Origin of the sequence: Campylobacter sp. IFREMER_LSEM_CL2194 (assembly GCF_025771685.1) — a bacterium.
Classification (GTDB): domain Bacteria; phylum Campylobacterota; class Campylobacteria; order Campylobacterales; family Campylobacteraceae; genus Campylobacter_D.
Genome location: NZ_JAKMQS010000004.1, coordinates 103,824 through 119,247, shown reverse-complemented (window position 1 = coordinate 119,247; position 15,424 = coordinate 103,824). Strand labels below are relative to the sequence as shown.

Genomic DNA, 15,424 nt, shown 5'->3' with positions numbered 1-15,424 from the left:
TTTATTCTCCTGGAGCATATTGAATAACTTTATCTTTATAAATCACATCTGAAGGATTTTGCTTTAAATTTTTTAATAATTGTGTAAAATCTAAAAACAAAACTCTTAAAATATCTAAATTTTCATTTAAAAGCATTCTACTTTTATTAAACTCATTAAGTTGACCATTGGCATTATTTAAAAAATTTGAAAAATCATCTGAACTTTTACCAAGTTTAGAGCTTGTTTTATTTAAATTTTCCAAAAATACTGGTGCTTTAGTATTTAAATACGCAGAAAACTCGGATGTATTTTGTAAAATACGCTCTATGTTTTTTAAATTTTTATCACTTAAGAGACTTTCTAGTTTTATTTTTGAACTGGTAATTAATTCTAATAAATTTGATGTTTGTTTATCTATGCTTGCAAAAAAACTTTCTTTTGATTTTATAATAGGATATACATCACCATCTGCTTTTAAAACACTAGCTTCCTCACTACCCCCTGCAAGCTGAATAAACTTAAATCCTGTTATACCTTGAATTTGTAAGCTTGCATAAGTATCTGTTTTAACCGCTAAATCAGAATCAAGCTTGACTAAGATTTTCACTCTTAGTTGATTGCTTGAACTATCTATGCTGATATTTTCAACACTTCCAACATCAACCCCTAAAAATTTAACCGGAGCTTTGACGCTAAGCCCTGCAACTGATTCTTCCATATAAATTTCATAATATTTAAAAGATTTTTCATCTTTTAAATTCCCATACCACACTATAAAAAACAAGCTAATAAAAAATAATATACTAACAAAAATTCCAATCAAAATATAATTTGCTTTATTTTCCATTATTGCATAAACCTCTCATAAAGTCTTGGATTTTGCTCTTGTAAAGTCTCAACATTTCCTAAAAAACCAACTTTTTTATTCTCTATAATCAAAAAGCGGTTTAATACATTTTTCATACTTTCTTTATCGTGAGTAATTAAAACCACACATAATTTAAAGCTTTGTTTTAAACTCAAAAGCAACTCATCAAATTCTCTTGAACTATAAGGATCAAGTCCTGAAGTTGGCTCATCTAAAAAAAGCAATTTAGAATCAAGTGCCAAAGCTCTAGCTATAGCCACTCTTTTTTTCATACCCCCGCTTAATTCACTTGGATAAAGCTTAGCTACACTCTCATCAAGTCCCACCATTTTAAGCTTCATCATGGCTATTTCTTTGATATCGTTTTTGCTAAGTTTTGTATATTCAACTAAAGGTATACTAATGTTTTCAAGTATATTAAAAAAGCTAAATAATGCTCCATATTGAAAAACAACACCCCATTGTTTTTGTAAAAATAAAGCATCTTCATCGCTTATATTTTTTAATCTCTTGCCTAAAATTTCATACTCACCCTTATCAAAATGCTCAAGCATTAACATTTGTCTTAAAAGTACAGATTTGCCACTACCACTACCACCTAAAATGCCAAAAATTTCATTATCTTGTACTTCAAAACTAATATCCTCATGCACACATTTACTTCCAAAATAAGTGCTGATATTTTTAGCCTTTATAATCAAAATCCAGCCTTTGTTAAAAATACAGAAAAAATCGCATCAAAAGCTATCACCCAAAAAATAGCATTTACAACACTTTTTGTCGTATAAACACCTATACTTTCGGTGGTTTTTTGCACAAAAAATCCTCTAAAACAAGCAATAGAAGCAATCAAAAATCCAAAAATGGGCGCTTTTATAAGTCCTATGATGATATGTTTTAACTCCACTGCTTCTTTAAAGCGACTCATAAACTCACTCGCACTAATTTCTAAACTAAACCAAGCAACTACAATTCCACCTATAATGCTTAAAATATCCGCCACTATTACCACTAAAGGCATGGCAAGTGCTAAGGCCAAAACTCTAGGTAAAATGATAAATTCACTTTCTTTAAAACCCATAGTTTTCATCGCATCAATTTCATCAGTAAGTTTCATCACTCCAATTTGAGCTGTATAAGAACTTGCACTCCTACCAGCTATAACAATAGCACTAATTAACGGTGCAAGCTCTCTAGTAGCAGAAATTCCCATTAAATCAACAATATAAATATTAGCTCCAAATTGTGCAAGTTGATACGCAGCTTGATAAGCAAGCACCACACCCACAAGTAATGAGGTTAGCATAATAATAGGCAAAGCATTAATAGCACTATTTTCTACATGATATAAAAATGCCTTAAAGCGAAGTTTTTTAGGGTTTAAAAGTGTTTTAAAACAAGTATAAATAATAAGCCCAATGAAATTTAAAAACTGCACCAAAAGCGTAAAAGATTCAACAACCTTTTTTCCTAAATTTTCAAAAAAGTCTTTGATTGTTTTTTTATTTTCATGAGTATTATGAAAACTTTTATAGTGTTTTTGACAAAGTTCAAAAAGCTTAGCATGCTCGCTTTTAAGATTTATTCTACTAAGCTCAAAACCTTTTTGCTTAAGTTCATTTTCTAAAGCTAGAAAATACCTAATCCCAGCAGTATCTATAAAATCTAAATTTGTAAAATCAAAAATAATATTTTTTTGAGTAGGAAAATCTAATTTTTCCAATTTTCCTACGCTAGTTTTATCCCATATACCAAAGACGCTAAAAATGCATTCTTGATTTTTAACATCTTTGATGATTTTATTTTTCATTACATAAACTTAAAACATATGAGCTTAATTTTTCCTCACTAAATCCAAAATGCTCAAATACATCTTTATCTTTACCACTCTCACCAAAACTTTCTATGCCATAAAGCTCATCACAAATTCTATAAAGTTCATTTGAATTTGCAGCTTCCACGCCTATAACCTTACCTTGTAAAATTCTTTCTTTATAAGATTTTTCTTGAGCGATGAATAACTCATAACAAGGCATAGAAACTACATTAACAATCACACCTTTTTCTTTTAAAATCTTAGCTACTTTTAAACACAATGATACTTCACTACCACTTGCTAAAAGTGTAAATTGCGCATTTGCATTTTCTTCTAATAAATAAGCCCCATTTTCCACATCTCCAAAAACAGGCTCACTTAAAGCGCTTAATTTTTGACGTGATAAAACAAAAACACTTGGCATATTAGTTTTAAGTGCGATCTGCCATGCTTTTACATTTTCAACCCCATCAGCTACTCTAAATGTCAATGAATTTGGCATAGCTCTAAAAGTACTAAGTTGCTCTATAGGTTGGTGTGTTGGGCCATCTTCGCCAACCCCTATGCTATCATGAGTAAAGATGAAAAAGTGTTTAACCCTCATCAAAGCTGCTATTCTTGCAGCAGGTTTTAAATACTCACTAAATATAAAAAAGGTAGCACAATAAGGCAAAAACAAACCATATCTAGCAAAAGCATTTGATATAGCAGCCATTGCATGCTCTCTTATTCCATAGTGGATATTTTTTCCATTTGGGAAATCGCCCATATCTTTAAGTTCAGTTTTATTTGAAGGACCTAAATCTGCACTACCACCTAAAAATCCCGGTAAAGCTTTAGCAATAGCATTTAAAATCATACCATTACTATCTCTAGTAGCTAGATCTTTTCCTTTAAAATCAGGAAATTGTATTTTTGAAAAATCAGGTTCTAAAAGCTCTTTTAATAAAGCTTGTTTTTCTACATTTAAATTTTGCACTTTTTGATTCCACTTAGCTTGTGCTAAATCTCCAAGCTCTATTGCGGCATTAAAGCGAATTTTAACTTCTTCTGGAATTTCAAAAGTTTTTTGTGGATCAAAACCTAAAGCCTCTTTTGCTTTTTTAATAAGCTCTTCACCCAAAGGCGCTCCGTGAGAATGATGACTTCCTTCAAGCTCCAAAGCTCCTTTAGCTATGGTAGTATGAGCGATAATTAAACAAGGTTTTTTACTTTCTTTAGCTGTTTTTAATGCTAAATCAATTTGCTCAAAATCATGCCCATCTATCTCAAGTACTTCAAAATTTTGCGCTCTAAAACGCTCTTTTACATTTTCATTAAAGGCAATAGCCACATCACCTTCGATTGAAATATTATTACTATCATAAATGATGATTAAATTATCAAGTTTATGAAGTCCTGCTAAAGAACAAGCCTCATAAGAAATTCCTTCTTGTAAATCCCCATCACCACACAAACAATATACTTTGTGATTGATAATATCCTCACCCAAAAGTAAACTCGCCTTTTTAGCCGCCATAGCAAAACCAACCGCATTTGCAATGCCTTGTCCTAAAGGCCCTGTGGCGATTTCAACACCTGGGGTAAAAATTTCAGGATGACCTGGAGTTTTAGAGTGTAATTGACGGAAGTTTTTTAAATCTTCTAAACTTACATCATAACCACTCAAATGCAAAAAGCTATAAAGTAAAGCACTCGCATGGCCGCCTGAAAAAACTAATCTATCGCGGTTTAACCATGTAGGATCTTTTGGATTATGTACTAAATGAGTACTTAAAACACTCATAATATCTGCTAAACCCATAGGTGCACCTGGATGGCCTGAATTTGCCTTTTGTATCATATCCGCACATAAAAATCTTATAGTGTTGGCTTGTTTTTGTAACATTGTTTAACCTTTTAAATATTTATCAATCAAAATTTGAAGCTCATTAGCAAGCTTAGAATCTAAATTTTTCATTTTTTCTTCGCATAAAGCTATTTTATCATCTTTTGCCTTTTTAGCACCTTCTAAACCCAAAAGTTTTACAAAAGAATTTTTATGCAAATCATTATGAGTTGGTTTTCCTGCTTCTTTCGTGTCTAAAGTCGCATCGATAATGTCATCTTTGATTTGAAAAACTAATCCCATCAAAAGCCCTATTTCATAAATTTGCTCACATTCTTTTTCATCTAACTCACAAATTTCACAGCCCATTTTTAAAGCTGCTGCAATCAATCTTGCAGTTTTATGAATATGCAAAAACTCAACTTGCTCTAAATTTAAAGGTATATCTTCAAAATAACAATCAATCGCCTGACCGATAATCATACCACCAAGCCCTGCATTAAAAGCTAAAGTTTCTATGAGTTTTAATCTAACATTTTCTTTTAAATCAAGTTTGGAAAGTAGCAAAAAAGCTTGAGTATTTAAAGCATCGCCCACTAAAATAGCTGTGGTTTCATCATATTTTTTATGTAAAGTTTGCTTTCCTCTGCGCAAAGAGGCATTATCCATAGCAGGCAAATCATCATGTATTAAAGAGTAAGTATGGATAAATTCCAAAGCCAAAGCTGCATTTAAAGCCTTTTCAAACAAAGCAGGATTTTTAGCATTAACTATACCCAAAAGAAGTTGGGCTCTAAAATGCTTCCCGCCAGCTTCTAGCATCCATTTTAAAGCCTCATTGAAAAATGGATGAAAGCTTTGAGTTTTAGGAAAATTTTGCTCTAAATGCTGTTTGAATTTTTCTAAAATCACTTATTTAACCTTATAAAAAAGTCAAAGTATCCTTTATTAAAATGCTCAAAATCATTATTTTTCGCTGAAGGGATATTACTTGCTTGTCTTGAGATCAAAATATCAAAAGTATTAGCTTGAGTTAATATGGCTTGAAGCTCATTGAAATTGTTGATTTTTTGATTATTAATTCTTAAAATTTTATCCCCTTTTAAAAATCCAGCCATTTGCGCTTTAGAATTTGGAGTTACCTCTGTAACATTCATTTTCATATCTACGCGCAATCCTAGATTGCTATAAAAAGAAGTTGGCTTAGCTTGAACTACTTTTTTAGGTTTAGCAAATATACCCAAATCTTTATCAAAAACTGTCGTAGAAATATTTATATCTTTATTATCTCTTAGCATATTAAAATACAAAGTTGCACCACGATCAGCAAATAAAATTTTCTCATTTAATTTTCTTATATCATCATAAACTTGTCCATCTACACTCACAAGCTCATCATTAAGTAAAAATTGTCCATTTTTACGTACATTTTTAACATAAATTTTGCCATCACGCATATCAAAATCCACACCTATATCACCCCAATAAACATCAGGATATTTTGCAAAGTGTTTTAAATAGCGATTACCTATAAGTTTGCCATCTTCTAAGCTTATACCAAGCATTTTACAACATGGTGAGTTAAGCTCTCCGATTTTAGAAGTAAAATCAAGTTGATCACGCTCTGTTAAACTTTGTCCAAAATACTTTAAATGTCCTATGTAGCTTTGATTATTATCTAAAATTCCCACCCAGCTATTGCGTGTTAATTCTTCTTCATTTCCCATAGGCGCTGGGATTAAACTAAAATCAGTTTTTACTAAATATAAATTTAAAAAAGGGTCATATTTAGTATAGCTGTTTAATTTTGCATTTTTAGTTTTAACTACTGCTAGGGTGTTTTCATTTAAAGCAAAAGCAGGTAAGCCTTCATAAATTAACATACTAGCTTTATTCTTTTCATAACAACCCAAAAAATCATTAAAAGTCGGTCTTGGCACAGCAAAAAGTACACCAGTTATACCCAAAATACAAAGTAAAATTCTCATAGCATTCCCATTCCGCTAAATAAATTACTAGCCATTGATTTTTTATTTTGTTCTACCATTTTCATCACATCATTAATCGCTGCGATTAATAAAATTTGCATAGATTCTTTATCTTCAAGCAAAGAATCATCAATATTTATATCGATGATTTCACCTTTTCCATTAGCACTAACTTTTACTAAACCACCGCCACTTTTTGCACTAAATTCTTTTTTTAAAGCTTCTTGCTCTAATTCATTTGCTTTTTCTTGAGCCTTAGTTAAAAGCTCACCCATTTTAGAAAAATCCATATTTTCAAACATTTATTTTCCTTCTTTTAATATCTCTAATACTACTTCTTTATCATTAAAAGGATATTTTACTCCTTTAATCTCTTGATAAGTCTCATCGCCCTTACCCAAAATCACTACAAAATCATTTTTAGTTTTAAGCTCTATTGCTTTTTTTATCGCTTCTTTTCTATCACATTCTATAAAAACACTCTCATCTTTTTCTATACCACTTAAAATATCATTAATGATATCCATAGGCTCTTCTGAACGCGGATTATCGCTTGTAATGATAAGTTTTTTGGCATAGTGTTTGGCAATTTTAGCCATTAATGGACGCTTAGTTTTATCCCTATCTCCCCCTGCTCCAAAAACCACAATCAAATCGCGATATTTTAAAGCATCTAAAACTTTTTCTATGCCATCGGGCGTATGAGCAAAATCTACAATCACATCTTTTGCAACTACTTGCATTCTGCCCTCAATGCCACCAAAATTACTAATGGCCTTTTCAAGTTCTTTTAAATTTGGCTTGACAAGTTCATTCACACAAGCACTTGCAGCCAAAAGATTATAAAGATTAAAAAGCCCCACTAAAGAAGAATCAATCATAAAAGTTTCTTTGCCAAAATTTACCACAGCTTCAATGCCATTTTTTAAAGCATAAGCTTTGATATGATAATAACTTGGATTTTCTACTCCATAAGTAAAAGCACCTTTGACATTAAAATTTATAGCTTTTGCATCTTTATTGATAAATTTCATACACTCATCGGTAAAAAAACTTTCTTTTGCCGCTTGATAGTTTTGAAAGCTTCCATGAAAATCTAAATGATCTTGAGTGATATTCGTAAAAATTTTAGCCTTAAACTCAAGCCCTTCAATGCGGTTTTGTACCAAAGCATGTGAGCTTACTTCCATAATTAAAAATTCACATTTTTCCTTACTTGCTAAAGATAAAAGCTCTAAAGTTTGCAAAATAGGAGCAGTGGTTAAGCCTTTTGGAGAGATATTTTTATCATTTATAAAACTACCCCTAGTTCCCATCAAGGCACATTTATAACCTAAATCAAGCAAGATAGAGTAAATAGCCCCTGCAGTAGTTGTCTTGCCATTTGTGCCTGTTATGCCTATGATTTTTATATTTTCATCTATATTTAAAAGTTTCTTGCACTCAGCTATATTTATAACTTTTGCTTGTTTTTCTAAAGCTTGATGAAGAAATTTTTCATTTTGAGCAGTTTTTAAGAAAAAACAATCTTTTTCGCATTCATTAGAATTATCACAAATGAAAGTATTTTCAATCTTTACTATCATAATTTAATTCCTTGATTTTCTCACTAAGCTTGATAAATCTATAATTAGAATAAAAATGCACCGAAACATCTTCCATATAGGCTACAAGCATATCTTTATAACCATGCTCTAAAAGTTTTTCTAAAAAATCCACAAAATCTTCTTTATCATTAATGATAAGTTTATTCGATATTATAACATTTTCCAAAGCTTGTTTAAACCCAACTTTTGCTTCACTAAGTAAAAAATCTTGATAACTCAACCCCTCAAAGTCTTCACTTTCTTCTTCATACTGCACACTTTGACTAAGACTAATGAGTTTTTCAATATCTTTATCTACTTTAGTATTTTTATAATTTTGCATAAAAAACTCAAAAAACACAAAAGCTTCTTCAGGGCTTTTTAAAGCTAAATCGCAAATATTAATAAAAGTTAAAAGTCTTTTATTTTTACGCTTTTCATAAGCGAGAGAAAAATACATCTTAGCGTTTTTAAAATCTTTTTTATAAAAGCATTCTATGGCTATTTTTTTATAATTTTGCAAATTCGCTTTCCCCGCCTGCTAAATTTACTATAGTTATATCTGGGTGTATGTCGATTTTAAGCTGTTTTTCTAAGCCATATTTCAAAGTCGTTCCACTTGAAGGACAACCATGACAAGCTCCGGTTAGCTTCACATAAACCACACCATTTTTAACCCCTAAAAAATCAAGTCCACCACCATCATTTTCTAAAATATGCATAGTTTTAGCTAGACTTGCTTTTACAGGTTCGATTAATTCCTCATCACTAAAAGGCATATTCATAACTTTTCCTTGATTATTTTTTAGTTTAATTTTATCTTATTTGCCTTTAAAAAATGTAAATTATTGTTTATTTTAGACTTTTTGCTATACAATGGTAAAAATATTTTAGGATTTTGTATGCAAAAACGCACTCAAATAAAAGGTTTTGAAAAACTCAAACTCATTTTCATACTAGGCTTTTTATCTGCCATAGCACCACTTTCAACTGATATGTATTTACCTGCTTTAAATGAAGTAGAAAAAAGCTTCCAAACAAATTCTTTTTACACTCAACTTTCTCTTGCAAGTTTTTTCATCGCCTTTTCTTTAGGTCAGCTTTTATATGGACCATTAAGTGATGTATATGGCAGAAAAAAACCTTTATACATAGGACTTTTTATTTTTATTTCTTCAAGTATTGCTTGTGTTTTAGTTGATTCCATTCATGCTTTTATAGCTTTGCGTTTTTTTGAAGCTTTAGGAGGTTGCGTGGGTGTAGTCGTAGCAAGAGCTATAGTAAATGATGTTTTTGAGCTTAAAGAAGCAGCAGGAGTTTATGCTTTAATGATGGTTTTTACTTCTTTAGCCCCTATGCTTTCTCCTACTTTTGGTGGAATTTTACTTGAATTTTTTTCTTGGCGTAGTATATTTTTAACATTGTTTATCTTAGGCTTTATTTTATTTTTGCTTGTTATTTTTGTTCTAAAAGAAAGCAATCACAACACCAAAGGAAAAAAATTCAATCACAAAGAGGTTACAAAAAGTTACAAAAAAGTTTTAAAAGATCGCCGTTTTGTAGTATATTTGCTTTGTGGAAATTTAATATTTGCAGGTTTTTTTGCTTATTTAACCGGCTCATCTTTTGTTTTTACACGCGTTTTTGGATTAAGCGAGCAACAATACGCAGCCCTTTTTGGAGCTCATGCTCTAAGCTTTGTTATATGTGCAAATATCAATGCAAGATTAGTCCTTAGGTTTTCTCCTTATTATATACTCCCTAGAGCGCTTATGGTAATTACTTTTTTAACTTTTTTACTCATCTTGGGTGCAACTTTTGAGCTAGGTTTTTGGGCTTTTGAAATTCCTTTGTGTTTTATCATAGCAAGTTTGGGTTTTATCCTGCCAAATACCACAACCTTAGCTATGGCAAGATCAAAACAAAATGCAGGCAGTGCTTCAGCACTCTTAGGTGCAGCGCAATTTGCTATGGCGGGAGTAATGGCATTTTTAGTAAGTCTTTTAAATGCTAATACACCTATATTTTTATCACTTATTTTAGGAACTTGTACATTTTTATCTTTGGTTTCTTATCTAAGTTTAATCAATAAAAGAAAGTTAAATAAAATCAAAAAGAAGTTAAGCGTGATTTCTCACGCTTAATTAAGCAATATTTTTGAAAAGATTCACTGACTATATCGAACCTTTTTCAAAAAACTTTATATCAATAAACAATATTTATATTTTTCTTGATAATTTTAGTGTTTTTGATCATGATAGCAAAACAAAATATTTTAAATTTACAATGATTAAAACTATTAATAGATGATTAGCTTTATAAATTTTTATTTTAACTTGTCGATATGCAAATCATGCTACTCACTCCTTAAGGCAAGAAAGAAGTGAGTTAGCAATAGATTGAAGGCTTCAAGGCTATCAAGTATTACAAGGCTACCTCGATAACCTTGTAAAGCTTGATCCCAAGGTTTTAAAAACCTTGGGTTAAGATTATTGTTTTAATTGAAGCAAAGTATTTAAAAGCTGATCGCTTGTGGTAATCGTTTTTGAGTTTGCTTGATAACCTCTTTGGATTACGATAAGCTCAGTTAATGCACGACTTAAATCCACGTTTGACATTTCTATGGCTGAGCCTTTTAAGCCCCCTCTACCACCTTCGCCAGCATGGCCTATAGTAGCTGTTCCTGAGTTTGCTGTTGCTTTATAAAGGTTATTACCCATTTCTTCAAGACCCATATTATTTGGGAAAGTAGCTAGAGCAACCTTAGCTAAAGCTAGAGTTTTACCATTTGTAAATTCTCCATAGATATAACCATTCTCATCAGTTCTTAATGCATCTGGCTTTAAGTTACCCCCTGTGTAACCATCAGTTTCTTGTTTAGTTGTAGCTGAGTCTTTATCATAGCTTGTTAAACCATCAAAACCACCTGTTGTTCCAAAGTCAAGTTTGATCACTTGATCAGGTTTTGAGCCGTTATTTCCGGTGAAATTTAATACATTTGGCGTATAGCTTTGTAAAGAGCCATCATTGCCAAATCTTAAATTTCCTACTACTATGTTTCCTGGAGCACCATCGCCACTAAAATTTATCTCTGCAGGCTCAGGCACTGAGATGATGATAGACCATTCAGCTCCACCATCTGCTGTTTTACTTTGCTTAGTAAATTGCACAGTTAGCTCATGTCTAGTTCCTAATGAGTCAAAAATTTCTATACTAGCAGTATGCGCTGATAAATACATGTCTTGAGAGTATTTTTCATTATTACCTGCATTGAAATTTCCATCTAAAGCACTAAACATCGCTGTAAATTTATCATTTGTAGCGATTTTATTTGCCTCATTAGAATAACCTGTAACCTTAAAAGTCATGTCTTTAGATTGATCATTTAATTTAGGATTTGTAATTTTATATCTTCCATCACTTTCAACTACTACTTCAACACCAACATTCGCATCATTAGCATCTCTTGTGCCACTACCATCATAATCAACGGCAAATCTAGCATCTCTTTGCATAAGCTCTCTTAAGTCTTCAGTAGTATGGAATGTTCTTCTGCTTGTCATGTCTGGCCAAGTTCCAATTTCATCTGCTTTTGGATTTGCACCTATATCCACATTATTTGAACTATAAATATACTCATGAGCTGTTATAACCTGCGCATTAGTTTTAGCATTCCCAGTTGTTGTTCCATTATCTGTACCTAACCATATTCTTGTGCTTGCATCATTATCGTGAGCAGCTAAAACATCTGCAATATTACCTGTTGTAGGTGTTCCATTTGTAGTAACTTGCGCCCCAGCCGTATTTCCAGCATTTACAGTAATATTTAAATTTTTAGATTTTGCAGTAGTTCCTGTGCTATTATCATTAGTAAATGTCATTTTGCCATCTACTATAGAAGCTACCACCCCAGTTTCAGCTGTCTTAGCATTGATAGCATTTAAAAAAGTTTCCTGTCCTACACCTTCTGCTGTAATATTTACACCATTAATAGTAATATCTAATTTTGCAGGGTGTTGTGTATCACCATCTTTTGCACCCCAAAATGTATAATTAGTATTTGGCTTCCATTCTGCCCTATCTAAAGGTAAAGTATCGTTCATTTTGATATTACTTTGATGTTTAGCCTCTTTATAACTTATCCATATGCCTTGTCCATCTCTTAAATTTAAACCCTCACCTTGAGCATTAAACACCACACCCATATCTATACCTTTTTCCGTTACTTGGGCTCCACTTTTTGAAGTAGTGTAAAACTCAGTATGGCCAGTATCATTTTCATCTATAACTGTTCCTGTATCTTTTCTTTTACCATGTTCAGAATCTAGTGCATAAATAGGTCTTTTAGCAGAAGCATTCATACCCAAAGTATTACCACTATCTAAATTTGCTGTAAGTTTTACTGAAGTACTTGGTCTAGCAGGCATACTCATGCCAGGTGGGATTACGATATCGCCTACTGAGGTTGAAGAGTCAATTTGTCCTGTTTCTTGATTATAATTCCAACCTTGAACAGTATAGCCGTTGTTATCTACGAAATTTCCTACCGCGTCTGTTTTAAAGTCCCCTGCACGAGTAAAAAACTGTGTTGTGCCACCATCATTTGAAACGATGAAAAACCCATCTCCATTGATAGCCATATCAGTGTTTTTATCTGTAGTTTGGATATTACCTTGAGAGTGAATTCTAGTCGTAGAATTTACACCCGCACCAAGTCCAACTTGCATAGGGTTTTTACCACCTAGGTTGCCATCTGGAGCTGTAGCTATCTTAGAAGTTTGGCTCATAAGCGTTGAGAAATCCGCACGAGAATACTTAAAACCAAATGTATTAACATTTGCTATGTTGTTACCTTCTACATCCATTGCGTATTGGTGTGCTTGGAGTCCTGAAACCCCAGCCCAAAGAGATCTCATCATAATTAAATCCTTTAAAAAATATTGCTTTGTGAATATCTCACAATCTTCTATTGCTTAGCCAAGATAAAGCAATAAGTGTTCCAAAAATACAAATAAAATGTTATTAAATTGAATACATATATTGCAAAAGTATTTTAGTAAAATAATGGAGAAATCAAGCTTTTAGTCAAAAATTAATGTCTAAATTTTCATAACAAATTGTTATAAAAATGCATATTATGTCTTTAATGTGTAAAGTTTTTTTAAAATTACTCGATATAGTCAGTGAATCTTTTCAAAAATATTGCTTAATTAAGCGTGAGAAATCACGCTTAACTTTTATTTCTTTCTTTTAATTTAGCAATCACATCATTTAAACTCAAATCCGCATCAGCTAATAACACTTCTAAATGATAAAGTAAATCAGCTGCTTCATTTATAAGCTCATCTTTGTCTTTAATAGTAGCAGCTAAAGCCGTTTCAACGCCTTCTTCGCCTACTTTTTGCGCTATGCGTTTAGTGCCTTTTGAAAAAAGCTCAGCCGTGTAAGAAGAACTTGCGCAAGTGTTTTTACGTGAATTAATCAGTCTTTCAAGACGCGATAAAAATACAAAGTCAGCTTTTTTAGAAAGCGTTTCAAAACAAGAAGTGTCACCCGTGTGACAAGTAGCCCCGCTAGGTTTAACTAAAATCAAAATACAATCTCTATCACAATCAAGCCCCATATCTATGATATGTAAAAAATTCCCACTTTGCTCGCCTTTCATCCACAAACGCTCTTTAGTGCGTGAGTAAAACACAACCTTTTGGTGCTTAAAACTCTCTCTTAATGCCTCTTCATTCATAAAACCTTGCATTAAAACTTCACAAGAATGATAATCTTGAATGATCACAGGAACAAGGTTATTAACCTTTTGCCAGTTAATGCTTTTTATGAATTCTTCTTCATTTATCTTCATAGCTTTTCCTTTTAAATACGAATTTGTATGCCTTGATCTTTTAAAAATAGTTTTAATTCTTTAATATCTATAAGTTTTTTATGAAAAATAGAAGCTGCCAAAGCTCCATCAACACCAAGTTTAAAAGCGTCTAAAAAATGCTCTTTAGCTCCTGCACCACCACTTGCTACTAAAGGCACAGGGCAAATTTGTCTAACTTTAGCAAGTTGATCAAGATCATAACCCTTTCTCATACCATCTTGATTCATCATATTTAGCACGATTTCACCGGCTCCTAGCTCACATACTTGCTTTACCCACTCTAGTGTTTTTTTACCACTATGATGAGATTTGCTCTCATCTCCGGTGTATTTATAGACTAAAAGCTCGTTGTTTTCATCTTTAAAAGTATCTATGCCTACGACTACACATTGCACTCCAAAGCTTTTTGCAAGGCGTGAGATTAAATCAGGATCATTTAAAGCAGGGGAATTAATAGAAATTTTATCAGCACCATTTGCTAAAAGTTCTTTTGCGTCATCTTCGCTTTTTATACCTCCTGCAACGCAAAATGGTATAGAGATATTTTGTGCTACTTTGCTTACCCAAGTTCTATCAATGCGCTCATTTTTAGCTGAAGCTGTAATATCATAAAATACAAGCTCATCAATGCCATTTTGTGAGTAAAATTTAGCAAGCTCGATGATATCGCCCATATCTTCATGGTTTTTAAACTGCACCCCTTTAACTACTCTACCATCTTTTACATCTAAACATGCGATTATGCGTTTTGCAAGCATTCTTGAGCCTCCTTTATGCTAAATTCTTTATCAAGCAAGGCTTTGCCTACGATGATACCACTTACTATGCCATTTAGCTTTTTAAAATCTTCCAAGCTTGCCACGCCTCCACTTGCTTGGGTTTGTAAATGTGGGAATTTCTCATGCAAAGTTTTATATAAAGTGATATTTGCTCCACTCATCGTGCCATCTTTAGAAATATCTGTGCATAAAATATGCTTTACATTTTTGTAAAAATTTAAAAGCTCAAATAATTTTTCATCGCTTGTTTTACTCCACGCATCAACAGCCACAAAAAACTCATCTTTAACACAAATACTATCAAGCGCTAAGACTATATTTTCTACACCAAATTCATTTAAAAGCTCTTGTGTAAAGGCTTTGTTTTTAACCGCTAAAGAACCTATAACTACGCGTTTAACACCACTATCAAACAAAGCTTTAATCTCATCTTTAGTGCGAATTCCCCCACCTACTTGAAGATTTACTCTAATTTTAGAAGCTAGGTTTTCTATGAGTTTTAGTTGTCTTTTACTAGGATCTTTTGCACCGCTTAAATCCACCAAATGAAGCCAAGCAATGCCTTGAGCCTCATACTCTTGAAATTTAGCCAAAGGATCAAAGCTATATTCTTGCTTTTTAGTATAATCGCCTTTATAAAGCCTTACCACTTTGCCATCTATTAAGTCTAATGCTGGAATGATTTGAGTTTGCATTTTT

The 15,424-nt window shown here is 32.2% G+C and carries 15 protein-coding genes; 1 reads left to right on the top strand and 14 read right to left on the bottom strand.

The features are described 5' to 3' along the window. Nucleotide 1: 1 nt before the first annotated feature. Genes L8V79_RS03165 through L8V79_RS03120 form a run of 10 tightly spaced genes read right to left on the bottom strand, consistent with a single transcriptional unit; the run spans nt 2 to nt 8,847 of the window. Nucleotides 2-829, bottom strand: coding sequence for an MlaD family protein (locus tag L8V79_RS03165; RefSeq protein ID WP_263702437.1), 828 nt, complete (start codon nt 827-829; stop codon nt 2-4). Continuing rightward, nucleotides 829-1,551 (bottom strand): ABC transporter ATP-binding protein, encoded by a 723-nt coding sequence (locus L8V79_RS03160; RefSeq protein ID WP_263679224.1) that lies wholly within the window; start codon nt 1,549-1,551, stop codon nt 829-831. The genes L8V79_RS03165 and L8V79_RS03160 overlap by 1 nt, the downstream gene beginning before the upstream one ends. Next, nucleotides 1,548-2,648, bottom strand: a complete 1,101-nt coding sequence (locus L8V79_RS03155) for an MlaE family lipid ABC transporter permease subunit (RefSeq protein WP_412175175.1) — start codon at nt 2,646-2,648, stop codon at nt 1,548-1,550. Before L8V79_RS03155 ends, L8V79_RS03160 begins: the two co-directional genes overlap by 4 nt. Before the next feature lies 1 nt (nt 2,649). Further along, the gene (gene tkt / locus L8V79_RS03150; protein WP_263702434.1) at nt 2,650-4,554 is read right to left on the bottom strand and encodes a transketolase; all 1,905 of its coding nucleotides are present in this window, start codon (nt 4,552-4,554) and stop codon (nt 2,650-2,652) included. 3 nt (nt 4,555-4,557) lie between these two features. Further along, nucleotides 4,558-5,403, bottom strand: a complete 846-nt coding sequence (locus L8V79_RS03145; protein WP_263690368.1) for a polyprenyl synthetase family protein — start codon at nt 5,401-5,403, stop codon at nt 4,558-4,560. Next, nucleotides 5,403-6,482: a PDZ domain-containing protein gene (locus tag L8V79_RS03140; protein ID WP_263702433.1), complete on the bottom strand. Its 1,080-nt coding sequence runs from the start codon at nt 6,480-6,482 to the stop codon at nt 5,403-5,405. The genes L8V79_RS03145 and L8V79_RS03140 overlap by 1 nt, the downstream gene beginning before the upstream one ends. Continuing rightward, entirely contained in the window at nt 6,479-6,784 is a 306-nt protein-coding gene (locus L8V79_RS03135; protein WP_039667857.1) for a YbaB/EbfC family nucleoid-associated protein, read from the bottom strand. The genes L8V79_RS03140 and L8V79_RS03135 overlap by 4 nt, the downstream gene beginning before the upstream one ends. Further along, nucleotides 6,785-8,068 carry a UDP-N-acetylmuramoyl-L-alanyl-D-glutamate--2,6-diaminopimelate ligase gene (locus tag L8V79_RS03130; RefSeq protein WP_263702432.1) on the bottom strand — a complete coding sequence of 428 codons (1,284 nt, stop codon included), beginning with the start codon at nt 8,066-8,068 and terminating at the stop codon, nt 6,785-6,787. It lies immediately after the preceding gene. After that, entirely contained in the window at nt 8,052-8,591 is a 540-nt protein-coding gene (locus L8V79_RS03125) for a histidine kinase (protein WP_263663742.1), read from the bottom strand. The genes L8V79_RS03130 and L8V79_RS03125 overlap by 17 nt, the downstream gene beginning before the upstream one ends. Beyond that, nucleotides 8,578-8,847 carry a NifU family protein gene (locus L8V79_RS03120; protein WP_041570315.1) on the bottom strand — a complete coding sequence of 90 codons (270 nt, stop codon included), beginning with the start codon at nt 8,845-8,847 and terminating at the stop codon, nt 8,578-8,580. Before L8V79_RS03120 ends, L8V79_RS03125 begins: the two co-directional genes overlap by 14 nt. Before the next feature lie 123 nt (nt 8,848-8,970). Here L8V79_RS03120 and L8V79_RS03115 point away from each other — a divergent pair, with 123 nt between their 5' ends. Next, nucleotides 8,971-10,212: a multidrug effflux MFS transporter gene (locus L8V79_RS03115; RefSeq protein ID WP_263702431.1), complete on the top strand. Its 1,242-nt coding sequence runs from the start codon at nt 8,971-8,973 to the stop codon at nt 10,210-10,212. A gap of 345 nt (nt 10,213-10,557) precedes the next feature. Here the strand turns inward: L8V79_RS03115 and flgE are convergent, their stop codons facing one another. From flgE to hisA, 4 genes are all read right to left on the bottom strand, one after another. Further along, nucleotides 10,558-12,987 (bottom strand): flagellar hook protein FlgE, encoded by a 2,430-nt coding sequence (gene flgE / locus L8V79_RS03110; RefSeq protein WP_263702430.1) that lies wholly within the window; start codon nt 12,985-12,987, stop codon nt 10,558-10,560. A 311-nt stretch (nt 12,988-13,298) separates the two neighbouring features. Continuing rightward, nucleotides 13,299-13,925: a bifunctional phosphoribosyl-AMP cyclohydrolase/phosphoribosyl-ATP diphosphatase HisIE gene (gene hisIE, locus L8V79_RS03105; protein ID WP_087700818.1), complete on the bottom strand. Its 627-nt coding sequence runs from the start codon at nt 13,923-13,925 to the stop codon at nt 13,299-13,301. Between the two features lie 11 nt (nt 13,926-13,936). Next, on the bottom strand, nt 13,937-14,704 hold the full coding sequence (gene hisF / locus L8V79_RS03100) for an imidazole glycerol phosphate synthase subunit HisF (RefSeq protein ID WP_263702428.1): 768 nt from the start codon (nt 14,702-14,704) through the stop codon (nt 13,937-13,939). Beyond that, complete coding sequence (gene hisA / locus L8V79_RS03095; protein ID WP_263702427.1) at nt 14,686-15,420, bottom strand: 1-(5-phosphoribosyl)-5-[(5-phosphoribosylamino)methylideneamino]imidazole-4-carboxamide isomerase; 735 nt, start codon at nt 15,418-15,420, stop codon at nt 14,686-14,688. Before hisA ends, hisF begins: the two co-directional genes overlap by 19 nt. Nucleotides 15,421-15,424 lie beyond the last annotated feature (4 nt).

What these genes read in the sequence shown, in the direction of transcription:
- hisIE (WP_087700818.1), bottom strand. Translation starts at nt 13,925, where the DNA reads ATGAAGATAAATGAAGAAGAATTCATAAAAAGCATTAACTGGCAAAAG.
- L8V79_RS03165 (WP_263702437.1), bottom strand. Translation starts at nt 829, where the DNA reads ATGGAAAATAAAGCAAATTATATTTTGATTGGAATTTTTGTTAGTATA.
- L8V79_RS03140 (WP_263702433.1), bottom strand. Translation starts at nt 6,482, where the DNA reads ATGAGAATTTTACTTTGTATTTTGGGTATAACTGGTGTACTTTTTGCT.
- L8V79_RS03135 (WP_039667857.1), bottom strand. Translation starts at nt 6,784, where the DNA reads ATGTTTGAAAATATGGATTTTTCTAAAATGGGTGAGCTTTTAACTAAG.
- tkt (WP_263702434.1), bottom strand. Translation starts at nt 4,554, where the DNA reads ATGTTACAAAAACAAGCCAACACTATAAGATTTTTATGTGCGGATATG.
- L8V79_RS03120 (WP_041570315.1), bottom strand. Translation starts at nt 8,847, where the DNA reads ATGCCTTTTAGTGATGAGGAATTAATCGAACCTGTAAAAGCAAGTCTA.
- L8V79_RS03115 (WP_263702431.1), top strand. Translation starts at nt 8,971, where the DNA reads ATGCAAAAACGCACTCAAATAAAAGGTTTTGAAAAACTCAAACTCATT.
- flgE (WP_263702430.1), bottom strand. Translation starts at nt 12,987, where the DNA reads ATGATGAGATCTCTTTGGGCTGGGGTTTCAGGACTCCAAGCACACCAA.
- L8V79_RS03130 (WP_263702432.1), bottom strand. Translation starts at nt 8,068, where the DNA reads ATGATAGTAAAGATTGAAAATACTTTCATTTGTGATAATTCTAATGAA.
- hisA (WP_263702427.1), bottom strand. Translation starts at nt 15,420, where the DNA reads ATGCAAACTCAAATCATTCCAGCATTAGACTTAATAGATGGCAAAGTG.
- hisF (WP_263702428.1), bottom strand. Translation starts at nt 14,704, where the DNA reads ATGCTTGCAAAACGCATAATCGCATGTTTAGATGTAAAAGATGGTAGA.